Genomic DNA, 18991 nt, shown 5'->3' on the forward strand with positions numbered 1-18991 from the left:
ACGGCTATGGGGCGTTAGCCCACGTGCGTGACCATGGCCGGCGGCTTCACCTACGACGGCGGGAAGGTCCCCCCCGGGGAGACGCAGAACCTCCGGTACGCGGTCTCGGAGTCGTACCTCGGTGACCAGGTGCGGGTGCCGGTCACGGTGGTCAACGGCGAGCGGGACGGACCGACGGCCTTTCTCTCGGCAGCGGCCCACGGCGACGAACTCAATGGTATTGAGGTGGTCCGCGAGGTGGCCCATGAGTGGGACCACACCGAGTTGGCGGGAACGCTCGTCTGTCTGCCTGTCCTGAACGTGCCCGGCTTCCTCGCGCAGGAACGGTATCTCCCCGTCTATGACCGCGATCTCAACCGGGCCTTTCCGGGTGACCCAGATTCGACAAGCGCCAAGCGAATCGCCCACGAACTGTTCCGCAACTTTCTGTCTCCCTGTGACTTCGGCATCGATTTCCACACCTCAACCCGGGGGCGGACGAACATGCTCCACGTCCGGGCAGACATGTCCCACCGGCGCGTCAGTCGCTTGGCCAACGCCTTCGCGTCGAATCTCGTCATCAACGGAGAGGGGCCGTCGGGGTCGCTGCGCCACGAGGCGACGTCGGCTGGGACGCCGACGGTCACCGTCGAGATGGGAGAGGCCCATCGTTTCCAGCGGTCGCTTATCGACCGGGCGCTCGCAGGAGTACTCTCCGTGCTCTGTGAGTTTGGCCTCCGGTCGACAGAGGCAGTGGCCTGGCCCGGCTGGCGGGCTGTCGTTGACGCTGACGACGGGACATGGCTGCGGGCGGAGGCCGGCGGACTCGTCGAGATGCACCACGACCGGGGGGCGCTCATCGAGGCCGGCGAACGGGTGTGCACAATCACGGACCCGTTCGACGAGGCTACCGAAGTGATGCGAGCCCCGTTCACAGGCGTGCTCGTGGGGGTGACGGAAAACCCGCTCGTCTACCCGGGGAACCCGCTTGCGCATCTGCTGGAACTCGCGCCGTCGCCCCGGCGTGCGTTGAAACGTCGACAGAGCGATACCGGGCCCTGACCGCCAGAGGGCGCGGCGATTCGACGGCCGCTTGGTCGGCGGCCAGAAGGTAACTACTATGTCTGGGCGGCCCTGACAGACAGACGCATGAGCCAATCGTACGACCGGGGCCTCATCGAGGACTTCGGTCGGTGGACGGAGTTCTCCGCCGGGATGTGGGCGTGGATCTTCCACAAGTTCACCGGCTGGGTCCTCATCGGCTACCTGTTCACCCACATCGCCGTGCTTTCGACGGCGATGTCCGGGCCCGAGGTGTACACCGCCACGATACAGGAGCTGGAGGCGCTTCTCATCGTCCGCTTCCTCGAGGTCGGGCTGCTTGCGGTCGCCGTCTTCCACATCCTCAACGGCGTCCGGCTGCTGCTCGTCGACCTCGGCATCGGACTCGAGTCACAGGACCGCAGCTTCTACGCGTCGCTCATCCTGACCGGCGCCATCGTGGTCGCGAGCGTACCGACATTCCTCGCGGGGGCACTATGAGCCAACGCTACTCCTCATTCGAGCGCAAGGGGACTCGCTGGCTGCTCCAGCGGCTCACGGCGGCGTTCCTCGTCGTCGTGCTGGCGTTTCACTTCATGCTGTTGCACTTCGTCAACCACGCCGCCGAGGTGACGTTTGCCGGCACGCAGATGCGGATGCAGACGGCCGGCTACTTCATCACGATGGTCGCATTCGGGTTGACGGCGACGTTCCACGGCGTCAACGGCGTCTACAACGCTCTCGTGAACCAGGGTATCGACGGGACGGCCCAGACCGCGGTCAAGTACGGCCTCGTGTTTGCGGGGCTGCTGTTGGCCGTCCAGATCGTCCGTCTCTCGCTCGTCATGGCGGGGGTTATCTGAACCATGAGCACAGGCATCACCAAGCCCGACGAGGAGGAGGAATCGGACAGCGAGACGCAGGCGGTCGGCGCGGCCCGCGCCGCCGGCGAGAGCGCCTACCAGCAGGCGCGGATGGACAAGAAGGAGTTGGACGCGGCCAACCGCGAGGCCCAGCGGCGTGCCCGTGAGGCCGTCAGAGATGCCGACCGGACGGTGGAGCTGAAGGTGTTCCGCTACGACCCGGAGGTGCCCGAGAAGGAGGAACCGCGGTTCGACTCGTTCACCGTCCCGTTTGCCAAGGGGATGACCGTGTTAGACGCGCTGATGTGGGCGCGGGACCACTACGACTCCTCGCTCACGTTCCGCCACTCCTGTCGACAGGCAGTCTGTGGCTCGGACGCGCTGTTCGTCAACGGGAAACAGCGGCTCGGGTGCAAGACACAGGTGGCGGACCTCGCAGACGAGGGTATCCCGGAGACCGTTCGGATTGAGCCGCTTCCCCACGCCGACGTGGTGAAGGATCTCGTCGTCGATATGGAGCACTTCTACGACCAGATGGAGGCCGTCGAGCCGTACTTCCAGGACGAGGACACCCCCGACGGGCTCGAAGAGCAGCGACAATCCCGGGAGAACCGCGAGCAGATCAAGATGTCGACCCGGTGTATCTGGTGTGGTGCCTGCATGTCCTCGTGTAACATCGCGGCAGGCAACAACGAGTATCTCGGCCCGGCGGCCATCAACAAGGCCTACCGGTTCGCGATGGACGAACGCGAGGGCGAGGATCTCACCGAACACCGGCTCAACATCATCGAACAGGAGAACGGCGTCTGGCGGTGTCAGACCCAGTTCTCCTGTACCGAGGTGTGTCCGAAGGATATCCCGCTGACCGAGCACATCCAGGCGCTGAAGCGCGAAGCGGTCAAGAAGAACCTGAAATTCTGGTAGCGCGCAACAGCCCTAAGACACTACAACCCCAAACACGACCAAGCCACAATGCACGAACACGACGTTATCGTTGTCGGCGGCGGCGGCGCCGGCCTCCGGGCAGCTATCGCGGCCGAGGAGGAGGGCGCTGACGTCGCCATCGTCACGAAGCTCCACCCCGTCCGCTCGCACACCGGCGCGGCGGAGGGTGGGATTAACGCGGCCCTGCGTGACGGCGACGACCCGATGGACCACGCGTACGACACGATGAAGGGCTCGGACTATCTCGGCGACGCGCCGGCTATCGAGACCCTCTGTGAGACCAGTCCTGAGGAGACCATCCAGCTGGAACACTGGGGGATGCCCTTCTCGCGAGAGGACGACGGTCGTGTCTCCCAGCGGCCGTTCGGCGGGCTCTCGTTCCCGCGGACCACCTACGCAGGCGCGGAGACCGGCCATCACCTGCTCCACACCATGTACGAACAGGTGGTCAAGCGAGGCATCACCGTCTACGACGAGTTCTACGTGATGGACCTCGCGGTCACCGACCATCCCGACCCCGAGGAGCGGGAGTGTCACGGCTGTGTCGCCTACGACATCAAAAGCGGTGACCTGGTCGGCTTCAAGGCTGACGGCGTGGTGCTGGCGACGGGCGGCGACGGCCAGGCGTTCGACCACACGACCAACGCGGTCGCCAACACCGGCGACGGGCTGGCGATGGCCTATCGCGCTGGCGTCCCCGTCGAGGACCCCGAGTTCGTCCAGTTCCACCCGACGACTCTCCCGAGCACGGGCGTGCTCATCTCGGAGGGCGTCCGTGGTGAGGGGGGCATCCTCTACAACGCAGAGGGTGAGCGGTTCTTGTTCGAGCGTGGCTACGCGAAGAACGATGGCGAACTCGCCTCGCGTGACGTTGTCGCGCGGGCCGAGTTGACGGAAGTGAACGAGGGCCGCGGCGTCAACGACGAGTACGTCGACCTCGACATGCGGCATCTCGGCGAGGAGCGCATCGTCGACCGACTCGAGAACATCCTCCACCTTGCAGAAGACTTCGAGGGCGTCGACGGGCTCGAGGAACCGATGCCGGTCAAGCCCGGCCAGCACTACCACATGGGCGGCATCGAGACCAACGAGACCGGCGAGACGTGTGTGTCGGGACTGTACGCCGCCGGCGAATGTGCGTGTGTCTCGGTCCACGGGTCCAACCGGCTGGGCGGCAACGCGCTGCCGGAACTCATCGTCTTCGGCGCCCGCGCCGGCTACAACGCCGCGGGCCGAGACATGGGCGAGGCGCAGATTCCGACCGGGCCAAGCGCCCGCATGGAGACGGAGACGGACCTCGACACGCCCGTCTCGCCAGGAGCACTGGAAGGGACGGACCCCGACGCGGTCGCCGACGGTGGCGCCCTGGCGACGGACGCCGAGGCGGTCGTTGAGGCCACCCTGGAGCGCCAGCGCCAGCGCGTCGAGACGCTGATGGAGCGTGACGGCGTCAATCACGCCGAGATTCGGTCCGACCTCCAGGACGCGATGACGCAGTTCGTCAACGTGTTCCGCGAGAAGGAGGGACTTCAGCAGGCACTGGAGGCCATCCGCGACTGTCGGGAGCGGTACCAGAACGTCTCCGTCGCCGACCCATCACGGACGTTCAACACCGATCTCATCCACACCATCGAGACGCGCAACCTCATCGACGTCGCCGAGACCATCACGCTCGGGGCGCTCGCTCGCGATGAGTTCCGCGGTGCCCACTGGCGCAAGGAGCACCAGGAGCGCAAGGACGACGAGTGGCTCAAGCACACGATGGTCTCCTGGAACGACGGCGACCCAGAGCTGTTCTACACGGACGTCATTCTCGAAGGGAAAGAGAAGACCTACGAGCCGAAGATTCGCAGCTACTGACCGCCGTTCCCTTCAGAGGCCGAGAGCACCCAGCAGGTCCACACCGACGCCGGCCCACTCGACCAGCTTGAATCCGAGATAGATGCCGGCGACGCCGAGCACCCCTGGTAGCGTTGCTGGTGCCGGGATTGGCACCTGCACGTACGCGAATAACACACCAACGACAATCCCCGTCAGGAGCGCAAGAATCGAAATCTCGATGTTCACCATACCGCCGGGAGGCGGGTGTCGGTGATAACCGCTTTTGTCTCGCACGACCAGTCAAGCAGGGTATCGCGACCGCCTCCTGGCTAGTCTGTCGAGCAGTCACTGGCAGTCGCGCCGAGGGCGTGCGGCCGCGGCCCCGGTAGCGACACTGGCCCCAACCAAGCGGTACGCCTTTCGGCGTGGCCGGTCAGGCGCCGGTATGCAGGCCGTTATCCTCGCCGCTGGGCAGGGAACCCGGATGCGCCCGCTGACGGAGACCGTTCCGAAGCCGATGCTTCCGGTGGCGGATCGCCCCCTCGTGGCACACACCGCCGACGCAGCCGTCGCCGCGGGCGCCGACCGACTGGTGTTCGTTGTTGGTTATCGAGCCGACCGGGTTCGCGAGCACTTCGGCGACACATATCAGGGGGTGCCCGTGACGTACGCCCGCCAGCGCGAGCAGCTCGGCACCGCACACGCGGCCGCCGCCGCCCGCGAACAGCTCACTGACGATTTCGTCGTGTTGAATGGCGACGATCTCTACGACCCTCAGGCCCTGGCGACGCTGTTCGAGACGTGTCCAGCCGTGGGCGCATATGAGGTCGCCGACCCGCGTCCATACGGTGTGTTCTCGCTGTCGGATAGGGTGGTGACGGATGTCGTCGAGAAACCCGACGAGCCACCGAGCACCCGCGTCAACGTCGGTGCCTATCATTTCCCTGCCCAGGCGGCCGACTGGCTGACGGAAGTCGAGCGGTCTGAACGAGGCGAGTACGAGATAACAGACGTGCTGGAGCGGGTCGTCACGACCCACGAGGTGACGGCTGTTCCGGTCGAGCGGTGGCTCGGCGTCGGTCGGCCGTGGGAGTTGCTGGCCGCCAACGAGTGGAAGCTTGCGGAACTCGACCCGCGAGTGGACGGCGATGTCCACGAAGACGCCGACCTTCGAGGGTCGGTGGTGGTCGAGGCCGGCGCAACGATCGACGCAGGCGTCGTGATTGAGGGACCAGCCTACGTCGGCGCCGACGCCGAGGTAGGGCCGAACGCCTATGTTCGGGGAGCCACGCTGCTCGGCGAGGACACCCACGTCGGCAACGGCGTCGAGGTGAAGAACTCGGTCGTGATGGCCGGCACACACGTCCCGCACCTCTCGTACGTCGGCGACAGCCTGCTCGGCGAGTCGGTGAATCTGGGGGCAGGGACGCAGGTGGCGAATCTCAGACACGACGGCGCGGATGTGAAGATACAGGTGAAAGGTGAGCGCGTCTCGACCGGGCGCCGCAAGTTCGGCGTCGTCGCAGGGCCAGAGGTACGCACCGCGGTGAACACGTCACTGAACGCGGGGGTGGTCCTGTCGGCCGGCGCGACGACGACCCCCGGCGAGGCGGTCACGCGCGACCGGTAGAGCCGGGGGATTATGGCCCGGTCGGCCGAACCCCCGCCGTGAGTCTCGCTCGCCCCGACCTCACCGGCTCGACGGCGTTCGTCACCGGCACGACCCGCGGTATCGGCAAGCAACTGGCGCTCTCGCTGGCAGACTGCGGCTGCAACATCGTCTCGACTGGGAAGACGACCGACGATACCGTCGACGAGACGCCGCTGGAGGGCACTATCGAGCAGACCGCCCGCGAGGTTCGCGAGCGGGGCGTCCAGGCCCACGCGATCGAACTCGACGTGCGTGATACATCCGCGGTCGAGGCAGCCGTCGAGGAGGCCATCGACCACTTTGGCGAGGTGGATATCGTCATCAACAACGCGAGTGCCATCCAGTTGGCTCCTGTGGCGGAGCTGCCGGCCGACCGGTTCGACCTATTGACGGAGGTGAACGTTCGAGGCACCCACCTCGTGTCGCGGGCGTTTGCCGACCACCTCGCAGATGTCGATGACGCGTGGCTGCTGGCGAACGCCCCGCCGGTGACGACCGACCGGGCGCCGGGGAAAGCACCGTACGCGTGGACGAAACTGGGGATGTCGTTCCTGACGCTGTCGCTGGCCGAGGAACTCGCGGACGCAGACGTCGGGTGCAACACATTCTGGCCGGTGACGGCCATCGACACGCGTGCGACCCGGTATTTCGGGCTCGGCACCGAAGATGACTGGCGGTCGCCAGCGGTGGTCGCCGACGCCGTGCTGGCACTCCTGGCACGCGATCCCGCCGAGTGTACCGGCCATAGCTTCTACGACGAGGAGCTGCTTGCGGCGGCCGACGTCACAGATCTGTCGGCGTACAACCTCACCGACGGTGACCCGGAGCCGATATCTGCACGACTGTTCGACCCTGACTTCGAGCGCCCGGCCTAACTCCCGCGGGTTTCGCCGCCGTGCGTACGGCTAAGTGGGCGGGCGTGAACGTTTCGGCGATGGAAGACCCCACGTCCGACCTCGCGGAAGATCTCTCCCCCGAGGACGCGCCAAATTGCCGGGTATGCGGGGCGTCGCTCGCCGACGTCCCTGACCGAAAGGTAGTCACGTGGATTGCCGACGGCGAGGTGCAGACGGCACACTTCTGTGACGCGACGTGTCGCGACGAGTGGGACCGTTCACAGTAGCGACGAACCCAGCAGAATGACTGCGAGGTTGTTTGCGAAGATGGCGAGTCCGGCGGTCAACAGCAGCCCCATGAACACTTCCAGCAGGACAGCGAACGGCCGCCGATAGCGGGGTCGCATGGCTCGCAGCAACTCGACTAGCCCGTAAAAGAGGCCGGCGACAAGGACCACCGCCACGAGATTGACTACCGCGAGTGCCGTCGGCCCTCGTCGGAGAGCTGCCCGCACGAGCGGATTCGCCTCCGCACCGACTCCATGGACGCGGGCGGCAAAGACAGTCGTCACCATGTCGACCGTGACGAGCAGGAACAGCGCGGCTGCGAGCCAGCTCCAGTACTCCTCGATGCGCCGCTCGGCCCGCCGGTCGCGCATGTGCGGACGAGGGCCTGCGGTCACAAACGCTCTCGGCCTCGCCCGACGGAGTCTTGGGGTCGCCGGACCAACGAATCGCGTGGACGAAACCGTCGCCGCATTGCGGGACCGCCCCTATTACGAGGGACAGGTGACGGACCACCGGCGGGTACCCGGTCAGCCGGCGACGACGCGTGACCTCGACATGAACGACCGGCTGGCACGCGCGCTGGCCGACCACGGCATCACCAGCCTGTACGACCACCAGGCGACGGCGATCGAGGCGCTCAGAGCCGGCCAGAACGTCGTGCTCGCAACGCCGACTGCTTCGGGGAAGTCGCTGGCGTATACCGTCCCCGCGTTCGAGCGAGCGCTAGATCACACCGGCACGACCCTCTACGTCGGGCCGCAGGTCGCGCTCATCGAGGACCAGCGCGCGACACTGTCGGACCTCGCGGACGGCCTCGGCTTTGGCTCGCGAGTTACCGTCGACGAGTACACCGGGCGGCTGTCTCGCACCGAAAAAGAGCAGGTGCGCGAGCGCCAGCCGACGGTCCTGCTGTCGACGCCGGACATGCTCCACTACGGGGTACTTCCACACGCGCACCGGCTGTGGGAGTATTTTTTCGAGCGGCTCGAGACCGTCATCATCGACGAAGTGCACGCATACCGCGGTGTGTTCGGTAGTCACGTCGCTCTGCTGTTCCGCCGGCTAGAGCGGGTGTGTGAGCGGTTCGGCGCCGATCCACAGTACGTCTGCTGTTCGGCGACGATCAGCAATCCAATCGACCATGCGGCGACAGTGGTTGGGCGTGACCCGGAGACGTTCACGCTTGTTGATACGGATGCGTCTGCATCAGGGCCGACCCACTGGCTGTGGTGGAATCCGCCGGAATACGACGAGCCGCGCGGCGACGGGTCGCGGCGCCGCTCTTCGCACGTGGAGACGGAACGGCTGTTCTGTGACCTGCTGGCGCGGGGCCACCAGACGGTCGTCTTCACCGGCTCCCGGCAGACCGCGGAGCGGTACGCTGAGAAGTCGGCCCGGAGGCTCCGCGAGCGCGGCGACCACGAGACAGCCGAGGCGGTGACCGCCTACCAGGCCGCGCTGCCGGACGACCGGCGCAGCGATATCGAGGCGGGGCTCAAGTCGGGGGCGATCCGTGGCGTTTGGTCGACGAACGCCCTCGAGTTGGGGGTCGACATCGGCGGGCTGGACTGTGTTCTGCTCGACGGCTACCCCGGGACGCGGATGCAGGCATTCCAGCAGGCCGGCCGGGCCGGCCGAGGTGCAGACCCCTCGCTGGTGGTTGTCGTCGCTGGAGAAGACCAACTCGACCAGTATTTTGTCCGCAACCCGGCTGCATTCTTCGACGGTGACCCTGAACGGGCGGTCGCGGACCCTGCGAACGATCAGCTGCTGCCTGACCACGTCCGGGCAGCGGCCAGAGAGACATGGCTGAAGCCCGAAGACAAGCGCCACTTCGGCGAGGCGTTTCCCGATCTCGTCACGCATCTCGAGTCGCAGGGGCTGCTCGACCGGCGGTCGACGCGCGACGGGACTCGCTGGGTCGACGGTGGGGATGGGTCTCCACAGCACGAGATGAGCCTGCGAACCGTCTCCGATCGGGAGATTCAGCTGCGGGACCGTCGGGATGGCGAGACGATCGCCAGTCTCCCGTTCGCGGATGGCCTCCGGGACGCCCATCCCGGCGCGGTGTACCACCACCAGGGGCAGACCTACGAGGTGGTCGAGCTGGATCTCGAGCATGGCATCGCGGAGCTAGAGCCGACATGGGCCGACTACTACACACGGACGCTCCGCGAGAAGGAGATCATTGTCGAGCGGGACCGCCGGGACACGACGCTCGAAGCCCGGCCAGCGGTGCCGGTCCGGTTCGCGGAGATTACGATGCGCGAGCAGATTACCGGCTTCCAGCGGCGGGACGCCCGCACGGGCGAGACGCTGGGCGAGGAGTCGCTGGCTCTCCCGGAGACAACACTGGAGACGCGTGGGCTCTATTTTACCGTCCCAGCGGATCTTGACCAGCGGCTCCGCGAGGGCGGTGACCTCCCTGGCGGCATCCACGCGGCCGAACACGCCCTCATCGGGATGCTCCCGGCGGCGCTCGTCTGCGACCGCGGCGACGTCGGTGGGCTCTCGACGCCGCTGCACCCACACACTGGGCAGGCGACAATATTCGTTTACGACGGCTATCCCGGCGGGGTGGGCCTCACTCGGCGGGCCTACGAGGACATCGAACAACACCTCCGGCGGACGCTGTCGATGCTGACGGCATGTTCCTGCGAGGCCGGCTGTCCGGCCTGTGTCCAATCGCCCCACTGCGGGAACGCAAACTCACCGCTTGACAAGGAGCTGGCGACCGTCCTGCTCGACGAACTGACCTAATGACTGGTGCCGTGGTCGTCTTCCTCGTCGACCTCGCTAAGAATGCCCCCGAGATAGTGGACACAGGCGACGCCGAACAGAATCAGCACGACCACAACGAGTGCGATCAGCGCGAACACGACGTGACTGCTCATATCGACACTCGCCGACACCCGGATAAGAAAGTATCTATCCGGCGCAGTGCCGAGTTCAGATGCGCCGCGACTCGCCCTCCCAGTATTCCTCGCGAATCTCGTACTTCTGGACTTTGCCGGTCGCCGTCTCCGGCAGGTCGTCTTCGAACTCGATGCGACGGGGAATCTTGTAGTTCGCCATCCGCTCGCGAGCGAACTGCTCGATCTCCGCTGCCGTGAGGTCGGCGTCGTCCTTCTCGACGACGATAGCCGTCACCTTCTCGCCGAGGTCGTCGTCGGGGGTGCCGACGACGGCTGCCTTCTGGACATCCGGGTGGTCGTACAGCGTGTCTTCTACCTCGATCGAGGAGACGTTCTCCCCGCCCGTGATAATGATGTCTTTCCGGCGGTCCTTGATCTGGATCATGCCGTCCTCGTCGACCGTCGCGACATCGCCGGTGTGGAACCACCCCTCGACGCGCTCGTTGAACGCGTCGTGGGTGATTTCGGGTTTGTTGAGATACCGGTCCATCACCTGGTTGCCCTTCACGACCACTTCACCCATCGTCTCGTCATCCTGTGGGACATCCTCGCCGTCCTCGTCGACGACTCGAATCTGGGTCGACAGTGTCGCCGATCCCTGTCGGACCTTCAGGTCGGCCGCACGGTCGGTCTGCGCGATGCGGCGGTTCGAGTTGGAGGTGGTGATGAGTGGGGCAGTCTCCGTCAGCCCATATATCTGGATGAGTTTCCAGCCGAACTGGTCTTCGACCTGTTCGATCTGGGCCTTCGGCGGCGGTGAGCCGGCGGTCGTGATGCGCACCGGGCGATCACCGGTCGTCTCGGGCTCGTTCCGCTCGTACTCCTCGATGAGCCGGTTGATGACCGTCGGTGCGCCACAGAGATACGAGACGTCGTGCTCGCGGATGGTTGCGAACGTGTCGGCGGCATCAAACGCCCGCTGGCAGACGTGTGTCGCGCCGAGTCCCGTCACAGCATAGGTGTGGCCCCACCCGTTGCAGTGGAACATCGGCAGCGTCCACAGGTAGGTGTCATCGTCGACCAACTCCATGTGGTGCGCGAGGATGAGCGCGTGGACGTGTTCCGTCCGGTGTGTGCGGACAACTCCCTTCGGGTCGCCCGTCGTCCCAGAGGTGTAGTTGATCGTCGCATCGTCGTCTTCGGCGATATCCGGGCGCTCGGGCGACTCGGGCGCACCCGACTGCAGGACATCCTCGTACTCGTGCCAATCGCCCTCGATGCGGTCAGCGCCGTACCCCACGAACGTGTCTGCCGGCACCGACTCACGGATAGGCTGAATCTCGTCGGCGTACGCGTGGTCGGCAACGACCACTTTCGCGTCACAGTCGTTGAGGATGTACTCGTACTCGTCGGCGATGAGCCGGTAGTTGATGGGGACAAACACCATCCCGAGCTGCTGGACAGCAAACTGCGTCTCGAGGAAATAGTGGGTGTTCCCCGAGACGAGCGCCACCTTGTCCCCCTGCTCTAACCCCATGTCGAGCAGCGCGTTCGAGAGGCGGTCGACCCGTTCGCCAAACTCGGCGTACGTGTACTCTGTCCCGTCGTCTGCAATCACCCCGGTCACGTCGTCATACAGTTCGACCCCCCGGTCGAGGAAGTCGGTCGTCAGCATTGGTACGTTCATCGGTATCGCCTCACACGAGGTCTCTGCCCGCCTCGACAAAAAGCGTACACGCTAGGCATCGTCATTCCCGCAGTTTGATGGGCCGCGACTGAGGCGGCTCCGGCCCTCACATCGACATGATGCCGGAACTCCTGCTCTATGGCGGAAAGGGCGGTGTCGGCAAGACGACGTGCGCGTCGGCGGCCGCCCTCGGCTTCGCACGTCGGGGCGCCCGGACATTGGTCGTCTCCACTGACCCTGCCGACTCGCTGTCTGACCTCTTCGAGACGGACGTGGCCGCCGAGCCAACCCAGGTGCACGAAGCCGCCCCGCTGTACGCCGTCGAGGTCGACCCGGGCGCTCGGTTTGATGCGTACGCCGAGACTGTGGACGCGGCCGTCGCAGGCCTCGAGCGGGTGGGTGTGGAACTGCCCGATACCGACTCGCTCGATGTCGGCGCGGCCATCGGGAGCGACGAGCTTGCCGCCGTCGATCTGTTCGACCGCTATGCGACCGATGAGGACTGGGAGCGAGTGGTGTTCGACACGGCGCCGACGGGCCATACGCTCCGATTACTCCGGCTACCAGATTTGCTCGACTCGACGCTGGGCACCGCGTTGCGCGTGCGGTCGCGACTGAGCGGCGCCACAGCGGCGGTGGCGGGCCTGTTCGGTGGCGACTCGGGAGGTGGCGTTGATCTCGAGGCGGCTCGGAGCCGGCTGGAACGGGTGGCGCGGACGCTCCGAGACGGCGAGCGGACGCGCTTCCGGCCAGTGATGGAGCCGGCGCGGCTGTCGCTGCGTGAGACCGAGCGGCTGGTCGACAGACTCGCCGATCACGATGTCACGGTCGACCGGGTGGTGGCGAACCGCGTGCTCACAGATATCGATGAGTCGTGTTCGCTCTGCACGGCCCGCCGAGACCGTCAGCAGGCAATACTCTCGACCGCTCGCGAGCAGTTCGACCCGCCGGTGGTGACGGTACCTCTGCTCGAGACACCGGATGCCGATGGTGCGCTTCGTCGGGTTGCCCGACACCTCTCGGGCACGAGCGGCTAATCACACCAGTGTTGCGAGCCGTCGCAGACTCTCGATATCGTAGGTCGGGGAGACGTCGAGTCGCCTGTCATTGTTGTGGTCTCGCCGGAGGAACGCGACATCGATTCCAGCCCGCTGGCCCGCCCGGACATCGCTTTCGCTGTCGCCAACGTACAGCGGATCTGTACAGTCAAGTGCGGCGACAGCCTGCTCTACGTGCCACGGGGCTGGTTTCTTGCGGTGGAGGCTCTGGCGTGTCGGTTCGCGGGCATGAATGGTTCCGAAACGGTCCGCTAGTCCGTGGTAGTTGAGGACGAACTCGACGATGCGCGTCTGGTTGTTGCTCACGACACCGAGCGGAAGCGACAGCGCCGCCAGCGCGTCGACATCCTCGTGGGGGGCTTTCCGGCCGGCGCGCGTCTCTGCACGGAGTCGGCGCTCGATGTGGGCCTCCCGACGTTCCCAGAGCCGATCCGCGTTGACATCGTATCGGTCGGCGACGGCGGTGAGTTGCTCCGGTGAGACGCGAATGGCGAGTGCTGCGATATCTTCTTGTGAGGGGGCCGTCACGCCCACGTCTCGGAATGCCTGGCGGGTCGCCGCGTGGAGCACAGACTCGCTACACAGTTCGACGAGCACGCCGTCGTGGTCAAAGAGGACGCCGTCGTAGCCGGACACGCTCACGGGGTACGCGATGAACGGTCCCGAACGGTCGGGTCGCGGCACCCACTGCCGGTACTGGGCCGTCGCCGAGCCTCTCATGTTCGGCACCACGTCGATAGCCCGCTGTCACATATACAGGTTTGATGAGTCAGACGGGAGACACAGCGGGGAGCGGTACAACAGACAAGGAATGTCCCAACTGCATGACTGGGGCCGGGACACGACGGCTCGGCGAGCAACCACGCGAGTGCGCCGAGGCTGTCGTCGAGCGGCGCTATGTCTGCGAGCAATGTGGCCACCGCTGGACCGTCGATACGTACGGGTTCGGCGGCTGAGCTGACTCAGTCGCCTGGATCCGTCTCGCTGCCGGGCCGGTAAGCACGGCTCACCGCAAGCCACGTCCGCGAGCGGAAGCGGGCGGCGTTCACCACGAGCGGTGCCGTCGTCTCGACGACAAGCGCGAGCGGGAGTGCCGGCACGCCCAGCGATGTCACCGTCCCGAGGTACGCCACGGGGAGTGCAACGAGGTATAGCCCCCCGAGCGTCGCCAGAAACGGCACTCGGGTGTCGCCGGCGCCCCGAAGCGTGCCAGTGAGCGACGCATCCACGCCGAGCGGTACCGCGCTGACGGCCGCACTCGCGACGAACAGTGCCGTCAGCACAACCCCTTCGTCGACGAAGATTGCTGCAAGTGGCCGTGAGACGGCCACGACGAACGCAGCCGCTGCCACGTAGACGACCAGCGACAGTTTCGTTATATCACGACCGTAGGCGACGGCGACCGTCTCTTCGGCGGCACCGAGCGCCTGCCCGACGAGCGTTGACGCTGCGATGGAGAAGCCCCAGGTGAAACTGCCGAGCAGTTGGCGCACCTGTCTGGCGACGCCCAGCGCCGCCAGCGCCACGGAGCCGAAGGTTGCTGCCACCGCCAAGAGCGGGAAGATAGCAAGGCCCTGTGCGACCCGGCGGGCGACAAGCGGTGTCGACACGGACAGTAGTTGCCGGATGAGCCCCGTGTCTGGGCGAGTCCCGCGTGTCACCGGGATTGGGCTCGCCCCACGGCCGGCATACGACCGGCCGGTCATCCCCCATGCGAAGATGCCGGCGACGACAGCCGTCGAGATGGTGGTGCCGAGCGCGGCTCCGACAACGCCGAATCCAAGCCCGAACACGAGCGACGCAGACAGCGCGACGTTGAGCAGCGCTCCGGTCGCGCGAATGGCCATGGGGGTCAGCGTGTCGCCGACCCCGGCATAGGCTCGCGAGGCGACGAGGTTGAGTGCCTCGAAGACCAGTCCCGGCGCGACGACGGCGAGGTAACTTGCGCCGAAGGCGGTGACGGTCTGGGTCCCACCGACGAGTCCGACCAGCGGGCTGGCCCCCAGTCCGAACAGCAACGCCACGGGAACAGACGCGGCCAGCGCCACCAGCAGACTCGCTGCCACGACACCAGCCGCTCGGCCAGGCTCATCGCCGCCGTAGTTCTGCGAAACAAGCGAGATGGTGCCGCCAGCGAGCCCGATAAAGGCGAATTTCCCGACGGTCCAGAAGCCATTGGCGACGCTCAGTCCTGCGACGGCCTCCGCGCCGACGGCAACGCCCACAATCGCGAGGTCCACCGTTCGCTTTGACATGATGGCGAAGCCGGTGAGGACACGGGGCCAGGCCAGCTCGACGGTAGCGCGGAATCGCTGCTCCTCGATGACGTGCCAGCGGGCGAGCAGGCTGGCGAGCGCGGCCACAAGACGGCGCAGCCGGGACACGTCACCAGCACGGCCGCGGGGATTTAGCCGTTGTCGATTCGCCTCAGTCTGTGGCCGCCCGCGAGACGGATTGGGTGTCGAGTTCGTCGGGGAGCCGTAACACTCCCTCATCGTCCTGTACGGCGGCGACAGCGCCCCGGCCGCCGGCGAGCGCAGCCGTCAGCGCCGGGCTGTGGCGGTGCAGCACCGTCGAGGCCCGCTGGGTATCGACGCCGTCGACCGACTCCAGTTCAGCCCGCGACGCCCGTCGGATGGCTGCCAGTGAGTCGAACGACTCCGCCAGTCGCCTTGCCGTGCGCGGATCGACGGCGAACTCGTCGGCGATGGCCCGTTCGAGCGCGCGGTGGCCGCGGGCCCGGTCGGGCATCGTGTGCTGCTCGAGCGTCCCGTCATCGAGGGTGACCGCCGTCCGGTCATCCCGGTCCTCGACCACGAGGAAACAGCGGTAGTCAGCCGCAAACCGGACAAGCGGCTCCGGCACCGTGAACGGCCCTGTCCGGTCGCGCTGGTAGGATACCGTCACGGCGTACCGGCGGACGCAATCGCTCTCCGTCTCGGTGAGTCGGACGTTCCCCCATTGGTCGAGTTCGGCGACGAGCGGCCGGAGCCGACGACGGACATCTTGAGCTGTGGATGCTCGCATACCATTCGGGACTATGTGGGTAGCCATTCAGACCACAGTGCCGAACATGGTCGGGCTATCAGGAGGGCACGGTACCTGATGTGGCTCGCTCGGCCGCCGGCGTGTTTTTGACTCCCCCGGTCCAACCAGACTCTCAACCCGTGCGCCAACCGCCCCGTCTGCCCGAACGATACCGGCCGCAGATACGCTCGCGTCCGTCCGGTGCCGGCGTGGAGGTTCGTGATCAGCTTGCCAACGCGCATTACTACCTCGAGACGCCGGGTAAGGTCACGACACGCGAGGTGGATCGCGAGACGGTACTGTGGCCGTTCCCGGTCGAGACCGCCACAGAGGTGACAACGGACCGCGTCACGACGCCACAGTCGATGTGCGTCTCGGTGCGCACGCCCGACGGCACCTCCTGTGCTACGGTCACAATCGGGACAGGCAGCGAGACTGTCCACAGCGACGGCTGGCTTGTAGCCGAACTGTGGAGTACGCCATTGAAGCTGTTTATCGCCGCAAAGGGCGGACTATCCGTCAAATCACAGGCTGATGGCGCGGACATTCAGGCCGTCGACTCTGCTCACCTGTATCTCGGTGCCCGCTCGCTGCACGAGCAACCGGCCCGGACTATCACAACGCCTGCGGATCCTCGTCCGCTCATGCGGGCCGTCTCGGAATTCGGGAGCGCGCTGAAGACTCTCTCGTGTGAGCGGTCGTTTCCGACGCTTCGGGGCCATCCACCAACACTGGATTTGGGCGATGAACTCGACATTCCAGACGGTCCTCGGGCGCCGAAGACGGGCGTTACCATCGAGATTCCCGAGTCGCTCCGGGCCGTCTATACCGTGGCGCCGCTGGCGTACTATCTCGGGGCGACAGTTGAGCCGGGGACAAAGCCGCGACTGACGACCACCACCGGGGTGTCGTATCCGCTGGCCGCACATGGAAGCCTCGCAGAGTCCGTTCGTGACCTGCTTCGGCACGTGTTCACAATGGACTGTCTCGTGCGCACCGAAGGTGGATACTGCCCGGTGTCGCTGGCCGAGCGACAGGCCGTCGACGGGCTCCTTTCGTCGGTAGATGAGACGTTCGCGTCGCTATATGGCAAGCCCATCGCAGAACAGCTTGACAGCTACCTGTCGGTGCCGTTCGAAGAGGTTGAGCCAGTCCAGCCGACGTGGCGGCACACTGCCGACTTGCCGGCCGGCCCGGCCGGTGTGGAGGTGCTTCCGTTTCTGACTGCCGACCTTGCCACGATACGCTGTTACGACCCAGAGGAGCAGCCGACGCGATCCGCACACATCGACCCAAGTGCAGCCCACGGCGAAGACGCGACCGACGCTATCGACGAGTTCGTACGTGGGCTGGAGACAACAACCGTTCGCAGTTCGTTTGACCAGTTGACGACCCGCTCAGATGCACCACGGGACCGAGGTAGCGAGGTGTCCCGCGACGAATTATTCCACATCCGCGATGCTGACACGCCTGTCCAGACGTACGTCGGCGACGGGTTCCCGATTGGCGCGAACAAAGCCTCTCGGGCCTCCTACGAACGCCAGTTGGCCGCACGGTCGACCGCCGGCGCCCAAGCAGAGGTGCTCGTCATCTGTAACGACGAGGAGATGCTCGCGGAGAGGGACGTACGCGAGGAATACGGCTCATTCGAACTACTGCCCAAACGTGTTCAGGTGAAGACAAATCTGTCACAATCGGCGCTCCGAGAGGTGCTATCCCGCGACGTCGATTTACTCCATTATATTGGGCACGTCGACTCCCGAGGCCTCCAGGCGGCTGACGGTTATTTGGACGTGGGTGCTATCGAGAAGGTGGGCGCGACGGCGTTTATTCTAAATGGCTGTCGGTCATTCAAACAGGGGAGCAAACTGGTTGAAGCAGGTGCCGTTGGTGGCGTTGTGACCCTCAAGCGTGTCCACAATAGTCTCGCAACGGAGATGGGGCGACATATCGCTCGGCTCGTTGACGTGGGTTGGCCACTGGACCAAGCGATGTCATTGCTGGAGGCCGACGCGCTCATCGGTGAATCATACGCTGTCGTTGGCGACGGCTCAACGGAACTCGTCGCGAACGCCGCGACGCCCACTTCAGCGGTGATAGCGCCGGTGGATAGCGGTCATCGAATCCGACTCACATATTACACTCACCCAACACGCTCGTACAATGTCGGCTCGCTGTACCAGCCGCCAACCGGGACGGACGACTACTACCTGTCAGGCGGCGAGATTGACACGTTCGTGCGTGAGGCCGAGGAAGTGGATGGCATCTTTACTCAGGCGAAGTTTCCAATAAAACTCGAGACGGAACAGGGGGGGACAGCGCTCTCGCTGCGGTGGAGTGACGACCTCGCTGGCAACCTATCAACGCTTAACCAGGCAGACGGCGACAGAACGAGCGGGACCGACGGAACTGATGACGCTAACAGTGGGTTCTCGTGACTGCACGTAGATATTGGAGTAACACGATGATTATGAGGGCCACAATTATCCCCTATCGTTCCTGGTGACCCAGTGGGTGGGGTTGTAGAAACCCGACGAAGGGATGGGATGGCTGCTGCTGAACCAGCATGGCCGGATGATTTTTTCCTCCCGCCCCACATAAGACAGGACGACCCGTGTCCGATATGCCTCGCCCGCCGGCACGCTACCGCCCGGTAATTACAAGCCGCGATGACGCGGCGGGCGTCATGCTGCGCGACCAATTGGTCAACGCTCAGTACCCACTGGCAACTCCAGAAAAGGTGACTCCATCAACCGTCGCGCGAACTTCTATCCCGTGGCCGTTTCCTGTGGATACTACCGCCCATGTCCCCGCGGATACGCTTACTACGCCGCAGGCGAAAGGGGCCTCAATTCGAGCTCCTGACACGACGCCACTTGAAACGGTCCGGGCCGTTTCGGTACAAGGTACGAGTAATAATCCAACGACGATTCGCCGTGA

Annotated in this window: 19 protein-coding genes; 12 read left to right on the plus strand and 7 right to left on the minus strand. The window is 65.5% G+C overall.

Annotated elements, in window-relative coordinates; genetic code table 11:
• The first annotated feature begins 27 nt into the window (after positions 1-27).
• From ABEJ63_RS08955 to ABEJ63_RS08975, 5 genes are all read left to right on the plus strand, one after another.
• The gene (locus tag ABEJ63_RS08955; protein WP_375796020.1) at positions 28-1041 is read left to right on the plus strand and encodes a succinylglutamate desuccinylase/aspartoacylase family protein; all 1014 of its coding nucleotides are present in this window, start codon (positions 28-30) and stop codon (positions 1039-1041) included.
• Positions 1042-1128: 87 nt separating this feature from the next.
• Positions 1129-1521: a succinate dehydrogenase, cytochrome b556 subunit gene (sdhC, locus tag ABEJ63_RS08960; RefSeq protein WP_375796021.1), complete on the plus strand. Its 393-nt coding sequence runs from the start codon at positions 1129-1131 to the stop codon at positions 1519-1521.
• Entirely contained in the window at positions 1518-1883 is a 366-nt protein-coding gene (locus ABEJ63_RS08965; protein ID WP_375796022.1) for a succinate dehydrogenase, read from the plus strand. Before sdhC ends, ABEJ63_RS08965 begins: the two co-directional genes overlap by 4 nt.
• 3 nt (positions 1884-1886) lie before the next feature.
• Complete coding sequence (locus ABEJ63_RS08970) at positions 1887-2807, plus strand: succinate dehydrogenase/fumarate reductase iron-sulfur subunit (protein ID WP_375796023.1); 921 nt, start codon at positions 1887-1889, stop codon at positions 2805-2807.
• 48 nt (positions 2808-2855) lie between these two features.
• Entirely contained in the window at positions 2856-4688 is a 1833-nt protein-coding gene (locus ABEJ63_RS08975; RefSeq protein WP_375796024.1) for an FAD-binding protein, read from the plus strand.
• 12 nt (positions 4689-4700) lie between these two features.
• On the opposite strand, the gene ABEJ63_RS08980 is transcribed toward ABEJ63_RS08975, so the two are convergent.
• Entirely contained in the window at positions 4701-4898 is a 198-nt protein-coding gene (locus tag ABEJ63_RS08980; RefSeq protein WP_375796025.1) for a XapX domain-containing protein, read from the minus strand.
• Positions 4899-5094: 196 nt separating this feature from the next.
• On the opposite strand from ABEJ63_RS08980, the gene glmU reads away from it, so the two are divergent.
• From glmU to ABEJ63_RS08995, 3 genes are read left to right on the plus strand one after another with little or no spacing between them, the layout of a single operon-like run.
• Positions 5095-6279, plus strand: coding sequence for a bifunctional sugar-1-phosphate nucleotidylyltransferase/acetyltransferase (gene glmU / locus ABEJ63_RS08985; protein ID WP_375796026.1), 1185 nt, complete (start codon positions 5095-5097; stop codon positions 6277-6279).
• A gap of 38 nt (positions 6280-6317) precedes the next feature.
• Positions 6318-7175, plus strand: a complete 858-nt coding sequence (locus tag ABEJ63_RS08990; RefSeq protein WP_375796027.1) for an SDR family oxidoreductase — start codon at positions 6318-6320, stop codon at positions 7173-7175.
• A 59-nt stretch (positions 7176-7234) separates the two neighbouring features.
• Positions 7235-7423, plus strand: a complete 189-nt coding sequence (locus ABEJ63_RS08995; protein ID WP_375796028.1) for a hypothetical protein — start codon at positions 7235-7237, stop codon at positions 7421-7423.
• Here ABEJ63_RS08995 and ABEJ63_RS09000 read toward each other — a convergent pair.
• Positions 7415-7795, minus strand: a complete 381-nt coding sequence (locus ABEJ63_RS09000) for a hypothetical protein (protein WP_375796029.1) — start codon at positions 7793-7795, stop codon at positions 7415-7417. The two genes, ABEJ63_RS08995 and ABEJ63_RS09000, sit on opposite strands and share 9 nt — an antisense overlap.
• A 79-nt stretch (positions 7796-7874) precedes the next feature.
• Between ABEJ63_RS09000 and ABEJ63_RS09005 the strand changes: the two genes are divergently transcribed.
• On the plus strand, positions 7875-10184 hold the full coding sequence (locus ABEJ63_RS09005; protein ID WP_375796030.1) for a DEAD/DEAH box helicase: 2310 nt from the start codon (positions 7875-7877) through the stop codon (positions 10182-10184).
• Here the strand turns inward: ABEJ63_RS09005 and ABEJ63_RS09010 are convergent.
• Together ABEJ63_RS09010 and ABEJ63_RS09015 are read right to left on the minus strand one after the other, a co-directional pair.
• Positions 10181-10318 carry a hypothetical protein gene (locus ABEJ63_RS09010; protein ID WP_375796031.1) on the minus strand — a complete coding sequence of 46 codons (138 nt, stop codon included), beginning with the start codon at positions 10316-10318 and terminating at the stop codon, positions 10181-10183. The genes ABEJ63_RS09005 and ABEJ63_RS09010 overlap by 4 nt on opposite strands.
• Before the next feature lie 55 nt (positions 10319-10373).
• Positions 10374-11966: a long-chain-fatty-acid--CoA ligase gene (locus tag ABEJ63_RS09015; RefSeq protein ID WP_375796032.1), complete on the minus strand. Its 1593-nt coding sequence runs from the start codon at positions 11964-11966 to the stop codon at positions 10374-10376.
• Between the two features lie 116 nt (positions 11967-12082).
• Between ABEJ63_RS09015 and ABEJ63_RS09020 the strand changes: the two genes are divergently transcribed.
• Positions 12083-13003 (plus strand): ArsA family ATPase, encoded by a 921-nt coding sequence (locus ABEJ63_RS09020; protein ID WP_375796033.1) that lies wholly within the window; start codon positions 12083-12085, stop codon positions 13001-13003.
• Here ABEJ63_RS09020 and ABEJ63_RS09025 read toward each other — a convergent pair whose 3' ends face one another.
• Positions 13004-13744 (minus strand): HAD family hydrolase, encoded by a 741-nt coding sequence (locus ABEJ63_RS09025; RefSeq protein ID WP_375796156.1) that lies wholly within the window; start codon positions 13742-13744, stop codon positions 13004-13006. It abuts the gene before it with no gap.
• 44 nt (positions 13745-13788) lie between these two features.
• On the opposite strand from ABEJ63_RS09025, the gene ABEJ63_RS09030 reads away from it, so the two are divergent.
• Positions 13789-13980, plus strand: coding sequence for a hypothetical protein (locus tag ABEJ63_RS09030; protein ID WP_375796034.1), 192 nt, complete (start codon positions 13789-13791; stop codon positions 13978-13980).
• A gap of 6 nt (positions 13981-13986) precedes the next feature.
• On the opposite strand, the gene ABEJ63_RS09035 is transcribed toward ABEJ63_RS09030, so the two are convergent.
• Positions 13987-15408 (minus strand): MATE family efflux transporter, encoded by a 1422-nt coding sequence (locus tag ABEJ63_RS09035; protein WP_375796035.1) that lies wholly within the window; start codon positions 15406-15408, stop codon positions 13987-13989.
• Between the two features lie 43 nt (positions 15409-15451).
• Positions 15452-16051 (minus strand): hypothetical protein, encoded by a 600-nt coding sequence (locus ABEJ63_RS09040; protein ID WP_375796036.1) that lies wholly within the window; start codon positions 16049-16051, stop codon positions 15452-15454.
• A gap of 209 nt (positions 16052-16260) precedes the next feature.
• Here ABEJ63_RS09040 and ABEJ63_RS09045 point away from each other — a divergent pair, with 209 nt between their 5' ends.
• On the plus strand, positions 16261-18489 hold the full coding sequence (locus ABEJ63_RS09045) for a hypothetical protein (RefSeq protein ID WP_375796037.1): 2229 nt from the start codon (positions 16261-16263) through the stop codon (positions 18487-18489).
• Positions 18490-18991: the final 502 nt, after the last annotated feature.

It is taken from the genome of Halosegnis sp. (genome assembly GCF_042216475.1).
GTDB lineage: Archaea > Halobacteriota > Halobacteria > Halobacteriales > Haloarculaceae > Halosegnis.

Coding starts and splice junctions, on each gene's coding strand:
- ABEJ63_RS08970 (WP_375796023.1), top strand. CDS start 1,887: ATGAGCACAGGCATCACCAAGCCCGACGAGGAGGAGGAATCGGACAGC.
- ABEJ63_RS08995 (WP_375796028.1), top strand. CDS start 7,235: ATGGAAGACCCCACGTCCGACCTCGCGGAAGATCTCTCCCCCGAGGAC.
- ABEJ63_RS08965 (WP_375796022.1), top strand. CDS start 1,518: ATGAGCCAACGCTACTCCTCATTCGAGCGCAAGGGGACTCGCTGGCTG.
- ABEJ63_RS08980 (WP_375796025.1), bottom strand. CDS start 4,898: ATGGTGAACATCGAGATTTCGATTCTTGCGCTCCTGACGGGGATTGTC.
- ABEJ63_RS09025 (WP_375796156.1), bottom strand. CDS start 13,744: ATGAGAGGCTCGGCGACGGCCCAGTACCGGCAGTGGGTGCCGCGACCC.
- ABEJ63_RS09020 (WP_375796033.1), top strand. CDS start 12,083: ATGATGCCGGAACTCCTGCTCTATGGCGGAAAGGGCGGTGTCGGCAAG.
- ABEJ63_RS09015 (WP_375796032.1), bottom strand. CDS start 11,966: ATGAACGTACCAATGCTGACGACCGACTTCCTCGACCGGGGGGTCGAA.
- glmU (WP_375796026.1), top strand. CDS start 5,095: ATGCAGGCCGTTATCCTCGCCGCTGGGCAGGGAACCCGGATGCGCCCG.
- sdhC (WP_375796021.1), top strand. CDS start 1,129: ATGAGCCAATCGTACGACCGGGGCCTCATCGAGGACTTCGGTCGGTGG.
- ABEJ63_RS09000 (WP_375796029.1), bottom strand. CDS start 7,795: ATGCGCGACCGGCGGGCCGAGCGGCGCATCGAGGAGTACTGGAGCTGG.
- ABEJ63_RS08975 (WP_375796024.1), top strand. CDS start 2,856: ATGCACGAACACGACGTTATCGTTGTCGGCGGCGGCGGCGCCGGCCTC.
- ABEJ63_RS09030 (WP_375796034.1), top strand. CDS start 13,789: ATGAGTCAGACGGGAGACACAGCGGGGAGCGGTACAACAGACAAGGAA.
- ABEJ63_RS09010 (WP_375796031.1), bottom strand. CDS start 10,318: ATGAGCAGTCACGTCGTGTTCGCGCTGATCGCACTCGTTGTGGTCGTG.
- ABEJ63_RS09040 (WP_375796036.1), bottom strand. CDS start 16,051: ATGCGAGCATCCACAGCTCAAGATGTCCGTCGTCGGCTCCGGCCGCTC.